The 13,408-nt window shown below is 65.2% G+C and carries 11 protein-coding genes; 5 read left to right on the top strand and 6 right to left on the bottom strand.

Going from position 1 to position 13,408, the window contains the following annotated elements:
• Window positions 1–9: 9 nt before the first annotated feature.
• The 4 genes from hslV to SPH52_RS02800 all read right to left on the bottom strand — a co-directional run bounded on the left by hslV (window position 10) and on the right by SPH52_RS02800 (window position 5,450).
• Window positions 10–528, bottom strand: coding sequence for an ATP-dependent protease subunit HslV (gene hslV, locus SPH52_RS02815; protein WP_167112359.1), 519 nt, complete (start codon window positions 526–528; stop codon window positions 10–12).
• 139 nt (window positions 529–667) lie between these two features.
• Window positions 668–1,396, bottom strand: a complete 729-nt coding sequence (locus SPH52_RS02810; RefSeq protein WP_411793477.1) for an SPOR domain-containing protein — start codon at window positions 1,394–1,396, stop codon at window positions 668–670.
• Between the two features lie 3 nt (window positions 1,397–1,399).
• Window positions 1,400–3,085, bottom strand: a complete 1,686-nt coding sequence (gene argS, locus SPH52_RS02805; RefSeq protein ID WP_411793476.1) for an arginine--tRNA ligase — start codon at window positions 3,083–3,085, stop codon at window positions 1,400–1,402.
• 127 nt (window positions 3,086–3,212) lie between these two features.
• Window positions 3,213–5,450, bottom strand: coding sequence for a primosomal protein N' (locus SPH52_RS02800; protein WP_411793475.1), 2,238 nt, complete (start codon window positions 5,448–5,450; stop codon window positions 3,213–3,215).
• A gap of 183 nt (window positions 5,451–5,633) precedes the next feature.
• Between SPH52_RS02800 and rpmE the strand changes: the two genes are divergently transcribed.
• Window positions 5,634–5,849, top strand: coding sequence for a 50S ribosomal protein L31 (rpmE, locus tag SPH52_RS02795; RefSeq protein WP_411793474.1), 216 nt, complete (start codon window positions 5,634–5,636; stop codon window positions 5,847–5,849).
• 274 nt (window positions 5,850–6,123) lie between these two features.
• Window positions 6,124–7,395, top strand: coding sequence for a malic enzyme-like NAD(P)-binding protein (locus SPH52_RS02790; RefSeq protein WP_411793473.1), 1,272 nt, complete (start codon window positions 6,124–6,126; stop codon window positions 7,393–7,395).
• A 90-nt stretch (window positions 7,396–7,485) separates the two neighbouring features.
• On the opposite strand, the gene SPH52_RS02785 is transcribed toward SPH52_RS02790, so the two are convergent.
• Together SPH52_RS02785 and SPH52_RS02780 are read right to left on the bottom strand one after the other, a co-directional pair.
• Complete coding sequence (locus SPH52_RS02785; protein WP_411793472.1) at window positions 7,486–8,235, bottom strand: YdiY family protein; 750 nt, start codon at window positions 8,233–8,235, stop codon at window positions 7,486–7,488.
• A 109-nt stretch (window positions 8,236–8,344) separates the two neighbouring features.
• Complete coding sequence (locus tag SPH52_RS02780) at window positions 8,345–10,870, bottom strand: penicillin-binding protein 1A (RefSeq protein ID WP_411793471.1); 2,526 nt, start codon at window positions 10,868–10,870, stop codon at window positions 8,345–8,347.
• A gap of 272 nt (window positions 10,871–11,142) precedes the next feature.
• Here SPH52_RS02780 and pilM point away from each other — a divergent pair, with 272 nt between their 5' ends.
• Genes pilM through SPH52_RS02765 form a run of 3 tightly spaced genes read left to right on the top strand, consistent with a single transcriptional unit; the run spans window position 11,143 to window position 13,396 of the window.
• A complete protein-coding gene (gene pilM / locus SPH52_RS02775; protein WP_411793470.1) occupies window positions 11,143–12,204 on the top strand; it encodes a type IV pilus assembly protein PilM in 1,062 nt (353 codons plus the stop codon).
• Window positions 12,201–12,776, top strand: a complete 576-nt coding sequence (locus tag SPH52_RS02770; protein ID WP_411793469.1) for a PilN domain-containing protein — start codon at window positions 12,201–12,203, stop codon at window positions 12,774–12,776. Before pilM ends, SPH52_RS02770 begins: the two co-directional genes overlap by 4 nt.
• The gene (locus SPH52_RS02765) at window positions 12,773–13,396 is read left to right on the top strand and encodes a type 4a pilus biogenesis protein PilO (RefSeq protein WP_411793468.1); all 624 of its coding nucleotides are present in this window, start codon (window positions 12,773–12,775) and stop codon (window positions 13,394–13,396) included. Before SPH52_RS02770 ends, SPH52_RS02765 begins: the two co-directional genes overlap by 4 nt.
• Window positions 13,397–13,408 lie beyond the last annotated feature (12 nt).

The following is a 13,408-nucleotide window of genomic DNA, read 5'->3' as shown; positions in this document are numbered from 1 at the left end:
TGGCGGCCTTCAGAGCGTTTCGAGGGTGACGTGATGGTTGGTGAACACACAGATGTCACCCGCGATCTCGAGTGACTTCTCGGTGATCTCCTGAGCCGAGAGTTCGGTGTTCTCGAGCAGCGCACGGGCCGCGGCCAGGGCGAAGTTGCCGCCCGAACCGATGGCGATGATGCCGCGCTCCGGCTCTACCACGTCGCCGTTGCCGGTGATGATCAGCGAAGCGTTCCTGTCGGCCACGGCCAGCAAGGCCTCGAGTCGGCGCAGGGCGCGATCGGTGCGCCAGTCCTTGGCCAGCTCCACGGCGGCCTTGACCAGGTTGCCCTGGTACTTCTCCAACTGTGCCTCGAAGCGCTCGAACAGAGTGAAGGCGTCGGCGGTGCCACCGGCAAAGCCGGCCAGCACCTGGCCGCGATAGAGGCGGCGTACCTTGCTGGCGTTGCCCTTCATCACGGTATTGCCCAGCGATACCTGGCCGTCGCCCGCCAGCGCAACCTGGTCACCGCGGCGCACGGAAACGATCGTGGTCATGGAGATAACTCCGTAACGGGGAGCCTGGGCTCCCGGTGACTTTCGGCACCCGGTCGAGCCGGGGCCGTGAATGAGCGTTCAACTGAAGTGTGGGCGATGAGCGGTGAATTCAAGCGGCTGGGGCGAAGAGGCCGTCGGCTTAGTTGGTGGCGCGATGCCGCAGCGGCGTGATTCCCTGGGTAGTCATCAGGTCCTCGGCCCGGTTGAGCTCGCGGGTATCGTCGTAGGGGCCCACCATCACGCGATGCCAGGTCTGGCCGTCGGCGGACTGCACCTGGCTCACCTGAGCCACCAGACTCAGATTGCGCAGCCGCTGGCGCAGCTGTTCGGCCTCTCCCGGCTCGCGGAACGAGGCCGCCTGCAGCATGTAGCGCGTGCCTGCCGGTGCCTCCGCTTCGCGCTCTGGGGTGGCATTGACTTCATCACGCAGGTTGGCAGCAATGACCTGGGCGATGGGGTCGTCGTCCGGCGCCGATTCGGTGGCGGCGCTGGGTTCGAGTGGCGGGGGCACGACGACGGTCGGTTCCGGCGGCGAGGCGGTCGAGGCCACCTCCCGCGGTGCCACGACCTCTTCGGGCAGCAAGGTATAGAACTCGAAGGTCGGCATGCGCGGCTCGCGTGGCTCGACGGTCGGCGCAGGCTGGGTCTCCTCGGTAGGAGCGCGTGGCATCAGGCTGGCCAACGGCGAGTCGCTGCCCTCCTGCCAGGGGGCGGTACCGTGCTGGTGCTGGGCCAGCAGAAAACCCGCGATGACACCGCCAAGCCCCCATACCCAGCCGGGAAGGCGAAAGCCGTGGCCACGAGCAGGGGCTCGCTTGCGGCTGCTGCTGGTGGCGCCGCGTTTCTTGGGCGTGCGACGGGCGGCCATGGCTTACATCTCCTCCGGGGCGCTGACACCCAGCAGATCGAGGCCGTTGCGCAGCACTTGACGCGTGGCCAGGCCCAGGGCCAGGCGGGCGTTGCGCAACTCGTCGTCATCGACCATGACCTTGACGGCGTTGTAACAGGAGTGGAACTCAGCTGCGAGATCCAGCAGGTACTGAGCGACCTGCTGCGGCTCGCGGCAGGCAGCGGCATGGCTGACCACTTCGGGGAAACGTGCCAGGCGGTTCATCACTGCTTTTTCCTGGTCTTCCTCCAGTTTCGCCAAGCTGACCATCGCCAGGTCGTGATCGAAACCGAGGTCCTGGGCCTCGGCCTTGCGCAGCATGCTGCACACCCGGGCATGGGCGTACTGCACGTAGTAGACCGGGTTGTCATTGGACTGTGAGCGTGCCAGGTCGATGTCGAAGGTGAGCTGCGAGTCGGCCCGGCGTGCGGCGAGGAAGAAACGGGTGGCGTCGCGACCGACCTCGTCGATCAGGTCGCGCACGGTGACGTAGCTGCCGGCGCGCTTGGAGAGCTTCACCTCCACGCCGGAGCGGGTCACCATCACCATCTGGTGCAGCACATAGTCGGGCCAGCCCTTGGGGATGCCGACCTCCAGCGCCTGCAGGCCGGCGCGAACCCGGGTGACGGTGGAGTGGTGGTCGGCGCCCTGCTCGTTGATGACCGTGGTGAAGCCGCGCTGCCACTTGTTCAGGTGATAAGCGACGTCGGGCAGGAAGTAGGTGTAGCTGCCGTCCGACTTGCGCATCACCCGGTCCTTGTCGTCGCCGAAACCGGTGGTGCGCAGCCACAGGGCGCCGTCCTGCTCGTAGGTATGGCCTTTCTCGATCAGTCGCTCGGCCGTTTCCTCGACCTTGCCTTCGCGGTAGAGCGAAGACTCGAGGAAATAGACGTCGAAGGAGACGCCGAAGGCCTTGAGATCGAGATCCTGTTCGCGGCGCAGCCAGGCCACGGCGAAGTCGCGGATGGCATCGAGGTCGTCGGGGTCGGCCTTGGCGGTCACGTGGCGGTCGTCGGCGTGCACCGTTTCGCCGGCCAGGTAGTCGTTGGCCACCTCGATGATGTAGTCGCCGCGGTAGCCGTCGTCGGGCCAGGCGTCGTCGTCGGGCGTGAGACCCTTGGCGCGGGCCTGAACGGACAGCGCCAGGTTGGCGATCTGGGCGCCGGCGTCGTTGTAGTAGAACTCGCGGGTGACGTCATGGCCGGTCGCTTCGAGCAGCCGGGCAATGCAGTCGCCGATGGCGGCGCCACGGCCGTGGCCTACGTGAAGGGGGCCAGTGGGATTGGCGGAGACGAATTCGACCTGGACCTTTCGGCCGCAGCCGACCAGGCTGCGACCGAAGGCGTCGCCGGCATCGAGCGCCTGGCGTACGATCTGGGCAGCGGCGTCGGTGGCGGCAAAGAAATTGATGAAACCGGGGCCGGCAATCTCTACCTTCTCCACGGCATCGCTCGCTGGTAGCGCCGCGATCAACGCTTCGGCCAGTTCACTGGGTTTCCTGCCGGCCGGCTTGGCCAGCATCAGCGCCAGGTTGGTGGCGTAGTCGCCGTGGGCCTTGTCCTTGGTCGGGTCGACCTTGATGGCCGGTGCGGTATCGGCGGGCAGCGTGCCCTGCTGCTTGAGCGTGTCGAGGGCATTCTCGAGCAGGGAAATGATCGTCTCTTTCATGAAGCGGTTATGTCCTGTAGCGGCGGGCGCACGAGGTGACTTGCGGCACTGGCGAAAAAGGCACGGCCACGAGAAATGGGCTGGTCGACCATTATCGGCAATTGTGCCGCGGCTTTAAAGGCCGCGTTCAGCTCAGCGTCTGCGGATCGACGTCCAGCGACCAGCGCACCCGGCGCGCCTCGGGCAAGGCCTCGAGCCAGGCGGTCAGTCGTGCGCAGGCGGCATGCAGCTGGCTGCGGCGGCCAGCGCTCAGCATCAGTTGGATATGATAGCGGTTCTGACGCCGTTCCATGGGGGCGGGCACCGGGCCCAGGCAGTTCACGTCGGGGGCATGCTCACCGACCCACTGCCGTAGCATGGCCGATGCATCACGTCCAAGCGACATGGCGGCTTCCTCGCGGGGGCTCTCCAGGCGCAGCAAGGCAAGGAAGCGGAAGGGGGGGAGGGCAGCGGCGCGGCGCTCGGCGAGCAGTTGCTCGGCCAGGGCGTCATAGCCGTGTTCGCCGAGCAGGCGCAGATGCGGATCGTCGGTATGCAGGGTCTGGACCAGCACGCGCCCCGGGTGCGATGCACGTCCGGCGCGTCCGGCCACCTGAACCAGAAGCTGCGCGCTGTGCTCCAGGGCACGAAAGTCGCTGGCATAGAGCCCGGCATCGGCATTGACGACGATCACCAGGGTCACGTGGGGCAGGTGGTGCCCCTTGGCCAGCATCTGCGTGCCGACCAGCAGACAGGGGGCACCGCGCCTGACCTCGCCAAGTGTTTGCTCGAAGGCGTCGCGTCGCCGCGTGCTGTCGCGGTCGATGCGATGCACCGGTACCTTGGGAAAGAGCGCAGCCAGGGTCTCTTCGGTACGTTCGGTGCCGCTGCCCAGCGGACGCAGGTCGGCGCTGCCGCAGTTGGGGCAGGCGTCCGGCACCGGCCGGCGCTTGTCACAGTGGTGACAGGCCAGCATCGGCGGCTGGCGATGCAGGGTCATGCGCGCATCGCAGTGATCGCAGTCGGCCAGCCAGCCGCAGGCGTGGCAGGCCAGGGTGGGAGCGAAGCCGCGACGGTTGATGAACACCAGCACCTGATGACCGGCCTCGAGCGTCTCGCGGATCGCCTCGAGGACCGGCGGAATCAGCCCGCCCTGGCGCGGGCGTCCGCGCAGGTCGATCAGTTCCAGCTGGGCCGGTGCGTGGCGGCTGGCGCGGCGAGTCAGGCGCAGGTGGCGGTAATTGCCACGCTCGGCGTGGTAGAGGCTCTCCAGCGACGGCGTGGCACTGCCCAGCAGCAGTGGGATGGCGTGATGCTTGGCGCGTACCACGGCCAGGTCCCGGGCATGATAGCGCAGCCCCTCCTGTTGCTTGAACGAGCCGTCGTGCTCCTCGTCGACGATGATCACGCCGGGCCGTGCCAATGGCGTGAAGATCGCCGATCGAGTACCGATGACGATCGACGCACGGCCGCTGGCCACCGCTTCCCAGGCGTCCAGTCGCTCGTTGTCGGTGAGTCCCGAGTGCAGCGCTACCACTGGCACCCGAAAGCGGCTGCGAAAGCGCGCCAGAGTCTGCGGCGTGAGACCGATCTCCGGCACCAGCAGCAGGGCCTGGCGGCCGCGGGCGACCACGGCCTCGATCAACTGCAGGTAGACCTCGGTCTTGCCGCTGCCGGTCACGCCGTGCAGCAGGCAGGGATGAAAACCGTCGAGGCGTTCGTGTATCGCCGCCAGTGCCGTGGCCTGTTCGCGGTTGAGCGGCAATGCCGGCTCGGCGAGCAGTTGAGAGGTAACGGGCTCGGCGGCGGCCAGGGGAATTTCCTCCCGGTCGACCAGCCTCTTCTCCACCAGGACGAGCAGCTGTTCACGGCTGAAGCCCTGGGCCACGATTGCCTGGGTGTGCAGCCCGTGCGGGTGCTGGCGCAGCATGGCCAGTAGCTCGGTCTGGCGCGGTGCACGTTTCAAGCGCGGGTCGTTGGCACCGGGCTCGGCGAGGGCTTGCCAGCGTTCACGCATGCGCCCGGCGAGGGGGCGGCCCTGGCGCAGGAGTACAGGCATCGCCTGATGCAGGGTATCCCCTAGTGAATGCTGGTAATAGCGTGCGGTGAAGCGACACAGCCACAGCCAGTCCTCCGGCAGTGGTTCGGCGTCCAGCCAGGCCTCCACCGGTTTCAACTGGTCCAGGGGGAAGTCGCTGCGCTCGCTGCACTCCATCACTACGCCGATGACCTGACGACGGCCGAACGGCACGCGCACGCGCACGCCAGGCCGCCATCCGCAGGCAGGGGTTTCGCGGCTTGGGCGGTAATCGAACAGGCGTCTCAGGGGCGTGGGTACCGCCACGCGCAGCACGCGAGGCGGGGATGAAGAGATGGAATCGGGCAATTTGCCTCCGGCGTCGACTCTGCTAGAATGTTCGGCCGTCGTGGCACCTGGCTCGTGAAACAGGCTTGGCGGCTACCGGTTGGTTGAACGACTTAACGTTGAACGAATAGCGACGACAGACAACCCAGTATGCGGTGCCTGGCAATGGATCAGGTGGCGGCATACAGCTCCATGAGGCTCAAGATGAAACAAGGTATTCACCCGGATTACAAGATGGTCACCGCGACTTGCTCCTGCGGCGCGACCTTCGAAATCGGCACCACTGCCGGCCATGACCTGTCACTGGATGTCTGCTCTCAGTGCCACCCCTTCTACACGGGTAAGCAGAAGCAGGCGACCACCGGTGGTCGCGTCGAGCGCTTCAACAAGCGTTTCGGTGCTGCCATGAAGCGTGGCTGATTCGCCCCGCTGCGACGGACGCATCGCTCGAGAGAACCCGCCTTCGTGGCGGGTTTTCTTTTTTTGTATGCTTTGGAGCTTGGGGTTATTCCTGCAGGGGTCGGGGTAATAAGGAAAGGGTTATGGATGCGGGGGTTAGCATAAGTTGCAGCAAATGGTGACGAACGTTCGCGAATGAGTATTTAAAATCGCCGAACAGGGCGGCCGTTGAGGTATGAGACTTTTTTCTATATGGTAGGTGGCCCTCCCAAAGCATGGATACCGGATTCTCAGCATGACAGACGCCAAGAAGCAGGCAGCGCTGGACTATCACGCCAAGCCGATTCCCGGAAAGCTCTCCGTGGAGCTGACCAAGCCCACCGCTACCGCTCGTGATCTCTCCCTTGCCTACAGTCCTGGTGTCGCCGAGCCAGTGCGCGAGATCGCCCGAGATCCGGAGAATGCCTACCGCTATACCGGCAAGGGCAACCTCGTGGCGGTGATTTCCGATGGCAGTGCCATTCTTGGCCTGGGCAATCTTGGTCCGCTGGCCAGCAAGCCGGTCATGGAAGGCAAGGGGGTGTTGTTCAAGTGCTTCGCGGGCATCAACTCGGTGGATGTGGAGGTCAACGCCGAGAGTCCGCAGGCCTTCATCGACACGGTGGCGCGCATTGCCGACACCTGGGGAGGCATCAATCTCGAGGACATCAAGGCACCCGAGTGCTTCGAGATCGAAGAGGCGCTCATCGAGCAGTGCAGCGTCCCCGTCTTTCATGACGACCAGCACGGTACTGCCATCGTCACGGCGGCCGGCATGCTCAATGCGCTGGAGATCGCCGGCAAGCGCCTGGAAGATGCCAGGATCGTATGCCTGGGTGCCGGGGCGGCGGCCATTGCCTGCATGAAGCTGCTGGTGGCCTGCGGGGCTCGCTCCGAGAACCTGATCATGCTCGATCGTCGTGGCGTCATCCATGCCGGTCGCGAGGGGCTCAATCCCTACAAGGCGATATTCGCCGTGGAAACCGACAAGCGCACGCTGGACGATGCGATCGACGGTGCCGACGTGTTCATTGGCCTTTCCGGGCCCAACCTGATGACTGCCGAGCACATGCGCAAGATGGCGCCGAACCCCATCGTCTTCGCCTGTACCAACCCCGACCCCGAGATTCATCCTGACGTGGCGCGCGAGGCGCGGCCCGACGTGATCATGGCCACCGGACGCTCCGACTTTCCCAACCAGGTCAACAACGTGCTGGGCTTCCCCTTCATCTTCCGCGGTGCGCTGGACGTACGCGCCACCCGTATCAATGAGGAAATGAAGGTGGCTGCCGTCCATGCACTCAAGGATCTGGCTCGTGAGCCGGTACCTCAGGAGGTGCTCGACGCCTACGAGCGCGAGCACATGGAGTTCGGTCCCGAGTACATCATCCCGACACCAGTGGACGTGCGCCTGCTCGAGCGAATCCCCGCGGCGGTGGCCCAGGCGGCGGTGGACTCCGGCGTGGCCCGGCGCCCATACCCGGCCCATTACCCGTTGAAGACGGTGGACGACGTCTACGGCGGCTGACTCCCCTCCCAGGGATCGCCATCAAACGACCGCGCCGGCCTTCGGGCCGGCGCGGTGCGTCATAGCTCGGGTGCGTATCGCCGCGGGCGGCTACCAGGTGTAGAGCAATGTCGCGTTGGTCGTCTGGTCGGTATTCGCGTCCGCCGTCTCGGGTGGGTCGGAGTCATGCTTGACTTCGTGTGAGAGGCGCAGCGACAGGCGCGAGTTGAGCCGGGCGGTAATTGACGATACCGACCTCGACGTGGTGTTCTCGTCGGTCGCTTCCACCGACATTTCCTGGCGCAGGTGGGAGTATTCGGAGAACGTCCACTGGTAGTCGAGTGCGCTGTAGACGACCCCCAGGTTGTTATTTTCCTCTCCATCGATCCGGTCGTGGCGGTACCCCGGACCGGCCTCCAGCGATAGGCGGTGCCGGTCGGTCTCGATGACGTCACGGCCGTAGCCACCGATGGTGGTGAACTGCTGGTCGTAGCCGCTGAAGCGGTCCTTCTCCCAGCGGGCGAAGCCGAAGAGGTAGTGAGGGCCGTCGAAGTCATAGCGCTCGCGGCCGGAGAGCAGGTACTGCTCGGCGCTGGTGTCGCCGTTGCGGCTGACGTTGCGCACCTCGCTGCGAAGGGTGTGCGTCCAGTAGCGGCTGGTCAGCCAGGTCAATCGGCTCTTGCCGATCAAGGTTCGGCTGTTGGTGTTGCCGCTGAGCTGGGTGAAGCCGAGCTCGGCTTCACCGCTGAAGGTGGGGCTGTCGTCCGCGGGTGGCGGAGGCGCATAGAAGACACTGGCGGCAAGGGCGGTGCCCGGTAATAGCGTCAGTCCAATGACGCTCCATGGCATCAGTCGTGGCATAGCAGCGAACCTGTCCTGTTGTCCCGATAACGGGCCGCCTCGAGAGGCGGCTGTATTGGCGGTTGGCAAGACGGTGGGCGGCGTCCCTGCCGCCCTTGGGTCATCCCTGTCAGAAGATTGCCTCGTAGCTTCCCGTGCCCTGCGAGCCACTGCGCTGCTCGACCTCCTGCTCAATCCGACGCGGTTCCATGTCGGGCAGGTAGTCCGGGTGGAAGATTTCCGAGATCCCGCCGGGCTGGCCGTCGGCCAGGCGTCGTCCGGTCTGCTCGTCGATGCGTACCCTGACCAGTTGAGCGGGTGCGTCGGGCCTGGCTTCGGGGCGTCCGTTCAGGGCATTGCCCATGAAGTCGATCCAGATCGGCAGGGCAGCATTGCCGCCATACTCGGCGATCGACTCGTTGTTGTCCTTGCCGATCCACACGGTGGCTACCAGATCGTCATTGTAGCCGGCAAACCAGCCGTCGCGCTGATCGTTGGTGGTACCAGTCTTGCCCACCACGTCGTTGCGGTTGAGTGACAATGCCGCTCGCCCGGTACCGCTCTCGATCACGTCGCGCAGCATGTCGCGCAGAATGTAGACGGCCGTGGGGTCGGCAACCCGGCGGGCTACATCGTATTGCTTGCCGTCGATCTCGATCTCGGTCTGGCCTTCGCGGCAGTCGCGGCAGGCAATGGCCGGGCGGGCCTCGCTGATGACCTGGTCGTCGCTGCCGCGAGTGATGCGCTCGATGAACCAGGGGGAAACCTGGAAGCCACCGTTGGCCAATACGGCATAGGCGTTGGTCATCTCCAGCGGCGTCAGGTCGGCGCTGCCCAGTGCCAGCGACAGTCCGTGCGGCAGCCGGCTCCTGCTGAAGCCGAACCCCTCCAGATACTCGATGGTGTTGTCGAGCCCCAGGGTCTGCAGGATGCGGATCGTCACCAGGTTGCGTGAGCGTGCCAGCGCCACGCGCAGCCGGGTCGGGCCGAGGAAATCGCCGCTGGAGTTCACCGGGCGCCACAGGCTGCTGCCGTCGTGCATGACCACCGGGGCATCGTTGACCACGGTGGAGGCCGTCATCAAGCCGGTATCCAGCGCTGCCAGGAAGACGAAGGGCTTGAAGATCGAGCCCGACTGCCGCTGTGCCTGAACCGCACGATTGAACTTGCTGGCATTGAAGCTGAAGCCGCCTTGCAGCGCGAGGATGGCGCCGTCGGCTGGATTCATCACCACGATCGAGCCCTCGGCATCGGGGCGCTGGGAAAGCCTCCAACTGCCGTCGTCGCGCTGCAGTATGCGTATCAGGTCGCCGGTCTCGGCGATCTCGCGGGCAGAGCTGGGCTCCGGTCCGCGCGCCCTGGGACTGCGATACGCGCGTGCCCAGGAGAGACCGTCCCAGGCAAGGGTGACGAGCTCGGCGTTGCGGGTCAGTACGCGCATCTCGCGGCCTTCGCTCGAGACCACGATGGCGGGCTGAAGCGGGCCGAAGCCGGGGGTTCGCTCCAGAACCCGCAGCCAGTTGCTGACGTCGCCATCGATGCCCTCGACGCGGGTCTGGCTGCGCGCCGCTGCTTGGCGGGCGGTCTCCATGATCTCGGGAGACTCGTCGAGTTCCTCCTCCAGCCCGCGGCGTTCGGTACGTTCCTGGGCTTCGGCGAGACTGGCGGGGATGTCGCGCTCCTCTGGCCCGCGCCAGCCGTGGCGGGTGTCATAGTCGATCAGGCCGCGCGCCAGGGCCTGACGGGCAAAGGGTTGCAGCTCGCTGTCCAGGGTGGTGTGGACCCGGTAGCCGCCGGTGTAGGCCTCTTCGCCGAAGCGCTCGATGGCGTACTGGCGTGCCATTTCCGCCACGTAGTCGGCGTCGACCTCGACCTGGGCGACGTGCCGACGTGCGGTGGTCGGCTCCTGCACGGCTGCTTCGTAGGTGGCCTGGTCGATGTTGCCGAGCTGGCGCATGCGATAGAGGATCCAGTTGCGCCGGATCAACGAACGCTCTGGGTTGGCCAGTGGGTTGAACAGTGACGGAGCCTTGGGCAGGCCGGCGATCATCGCCTTCTGCGCCAGACTGAGCTCTTCCAGCGGTTTGTTGTAGTAGACCTCCGCGGCGGCGGCGATACCGTAGGCACGATGACCGAGGAAGATCTTGTTGACGTAGAGCTCGAAGATCTCCTCCTTGGTCAGGATGCGCTCCATCTGCAGCGCCAGGAGTATCTCGCGGATCTTGCGTGTGAAGGTGCGGTCGAGCGTGAGCAGGTAGTTACGCGCCACCTGCATGGTGATGGTGGAACCGCCCGACTGGATGTCGCCACCGCTGGAGACGAGTTCCAGCGCTGCCCGTGCCAGGCCGCGAGGGTCGACGCCACGATGCTCGAAGAAGGCCGCATCCTCGGCCGCCAGCAGGGCCTGGACGAAATCCTCGGGAATCTCGTCGAAGGAGACTGCCATGCGGCGCTCCTCGCCATACTCGCCGATCAGCTTGCCGTCGCGGGTAAAGATGCGCAGCGGCGTGTGCAGTTCGAAATCCTGCAGTTGGCGGACGTCGGGCAGGCCCGGCGTGAAATAGAGCGCTGCGCCGGCCACGCTGAGCAGGGCAGCGACGGACAGCGACACCAGCAGCCAGAAGGCCGAGAGAACCAGAGTCTTGATCCACTTCATGAAAAGGCGTTATCCGTGGTGAGAGCAGGAAGGAAATGGCGATGGAAGAGAGCCTTCACTGGCGAGACCATTATAAAGAACCAGAGCCACTCGCCACCAGCGTTGAGGCGATGCCCCGTCCAACTTTGTGTGCAGTGGCCAAATATCATGTAACCTCATTCCTAGTAATGCGAGTATGATCTTTGTCAGCCTCTGCGTATCGGGCAAGCAGGCAAAAAAAGCAAGATCATAACTAGCGTTTATCGCAGCGGCTTACGCAAGGGCAACGATTGATGCGACTCAGACCCTCCGCCAAGGGGTTGATCGGTGTCGATATCACCTCGGCAACGGTCAAACTGATCGAGCTCAAGCGGGTGGGCTCTCACTACCAGATCGACAGCTATGCCGTAAGGCCCTTGCGCGAAGGCGCCGTGGTAGAGCGCCGCATTCGCGACATGGGCGAAGTGGCCGATGCCCTGCGCCGCGCGGTCGAGAGCGCCAGGCCCACCTCCCGGCTGGCCGTGGCCGCCGTGCCGGCCAGCGCCGCGATCACCAAGACCCTGACATTGCCCGCCTCGCTCAACGATGACGAGATCGAAGCGCGCATTCAACTCGAATCAGACAAACACATTCCGTTTCCGTTCAGTGAAGTCGCCTTCGATTTCCAGCGCCTGGGGCTGAATGCCCGCTATGGCGACCAGCAGGATGTCCTGCTGGTCGCCTGTCGTCAGCAGGACGTCAACCAGCTCACCGATGCCTTGCAGCAGGCAGGCCTGCTGCCCGCAGCCGTGGACGTCGAGACTTTCGCCATGGAGCGCGCCTTCGGCGAGTTGCGCCAGCAACTGCCACCGGCCGCTGGCGAGGACGACTGTGTGGCGCTGGTCGACATCGGCGCCACCATGAACGCCTTCCATGTACTTCGCGGCGGGCGCATCGTCTACAGCCGCGACACCGTCTTCGGCGGGCGCCAGCTCACCGAGGAGATCCGCACGCGCTACGGCCTGACGCTGGAGGAGGCCGGCCTGGCCAAGAAGCGCGGGGGCCTGCCCGAGGACTATCAGACAAGCGTGCTGGCACCCTTCATAGATACCTTGGTCCAGCAGGTCGGGCGCTCACTACAGCTTTATTATACCGCAGGCCGCAAACACGAGGTGCGGCGCATGGTCCTGGCCGGCGGCTCCAGTGTCATCCCTGGCCTGGCCGAGCGGCTCGCCCGGGAGAGCGCGATGCAGGTCGTCATCGCCAACCCTTTCCTGCGTATGAGGATCAATCCCCGTATCGATGTCCAGACCCTGGCCAACGATGCGCCGGCCATGGTGACCGCATGCGGCCTGGCCATGAGGTCGTTGTCATGAGCATCGAAATCAACCTGTTGCCCTGGCGGGAGCGGCAGCGAGAGCGTCGCAGCCGCTACTTCTATATGGCTCTGATGGTCATGGTGCTGGTCGGTGCGGTGGGCGGGCTCGGCTTGACCTACTACTACGACGCTGCCATGGATGCTCAGCGCGAGCGCAATGCGCACATTCGTGAGCGCATGCAGCAGCTCGAAGGGGACATTCGTTCGATCGGCGAGTACGAAGCCATACGCGAACGCATGATCGGACAGGTCCAGGTCTTCAGCGACCTGCAGCAGGGGCGCTCCCAGACCGTGCGCGTGTTCCGCGACCTGAGCTTGAGCCTGGCCGACGGGGTGTACTATACCCAGCTGAGCCGGCAGGGGGACCAGTTGCGCCTGTCGGGACACGCGGAGAGCAACCGCCGGGTGTCCGAGCAGATGCGGGCCCTGTCCGCCGCGCCTGCTTTCTCCGAGCCGGTGCTCTCCGAGGTCGAGTCCGACGGCGGTGAGCGGCGCCGTTTCAGCCTTGGCGTGACGCAGCTCATGGATGGGGCGCAGGATGGGCAAGGGGTAGCGGAGGGCGAGCCATGAATCTGCGGGCCGAGATTCGTCGCCTCCGCGAGCTCGACTGGCGTGGGTTGGACCTCAAGGAATCGGGGGCCTGGCCACTGTTATTGCAATGGATCTGCTGCCTGCTGGTGCTGGGGCTGACATTCGCCGCTGCACACTGGTACCTGGCGGGCCCCAAGGCGGACGAGCTGCAGCGGGCCCAGGGGGAGGAGGCGCGGCTGCTGGTCGACTACCGAAATCGCGCCGCCCAGGCCGCGCGACTGCCCGACATGCTCGAGCAGATGGTGGTGCTCGAATCGCGCATGGCTGAGCTCATGGCAATGCTGCCCTCCGGCGCCGAAATTCCTTCGCTGATCGATAGCATCAGCGAGAGCGCCCTCAACCATCACCTGACGATAGACTTCATCCGCCTGCGTAGCACCGTCGAGCGAGATTTCTACATCGAACGCCCCTTCGACCTCCAGGTAGAGGGCGAATACCATCATATCGCCGGCTTCCTTGCCAGCGTGGCGGCACTGCCACGCATCGTCACGCTGCATGACTTCATACTGGCGCCGGTGGAAGGGAGCGATCGGCTGCGGCTGTCGATGCTCGCCCGCACATACAGCTACCGGCCCCAGGGTGGGGAGGGGATGCGATGAGGCGGTGCTCGT

It is taken from the genome of Halomonas sp. A29, assembly GCF_046723295.1.
Classification (GTDB): Bacteria; Pseudomonadota; Gammaproteobacteria; order Pseudomonadales; family Halomonadaceae; genus Halomonas.
This window is presented reverse-complemented; position numbering and strand designations above follow the sequence as displayed.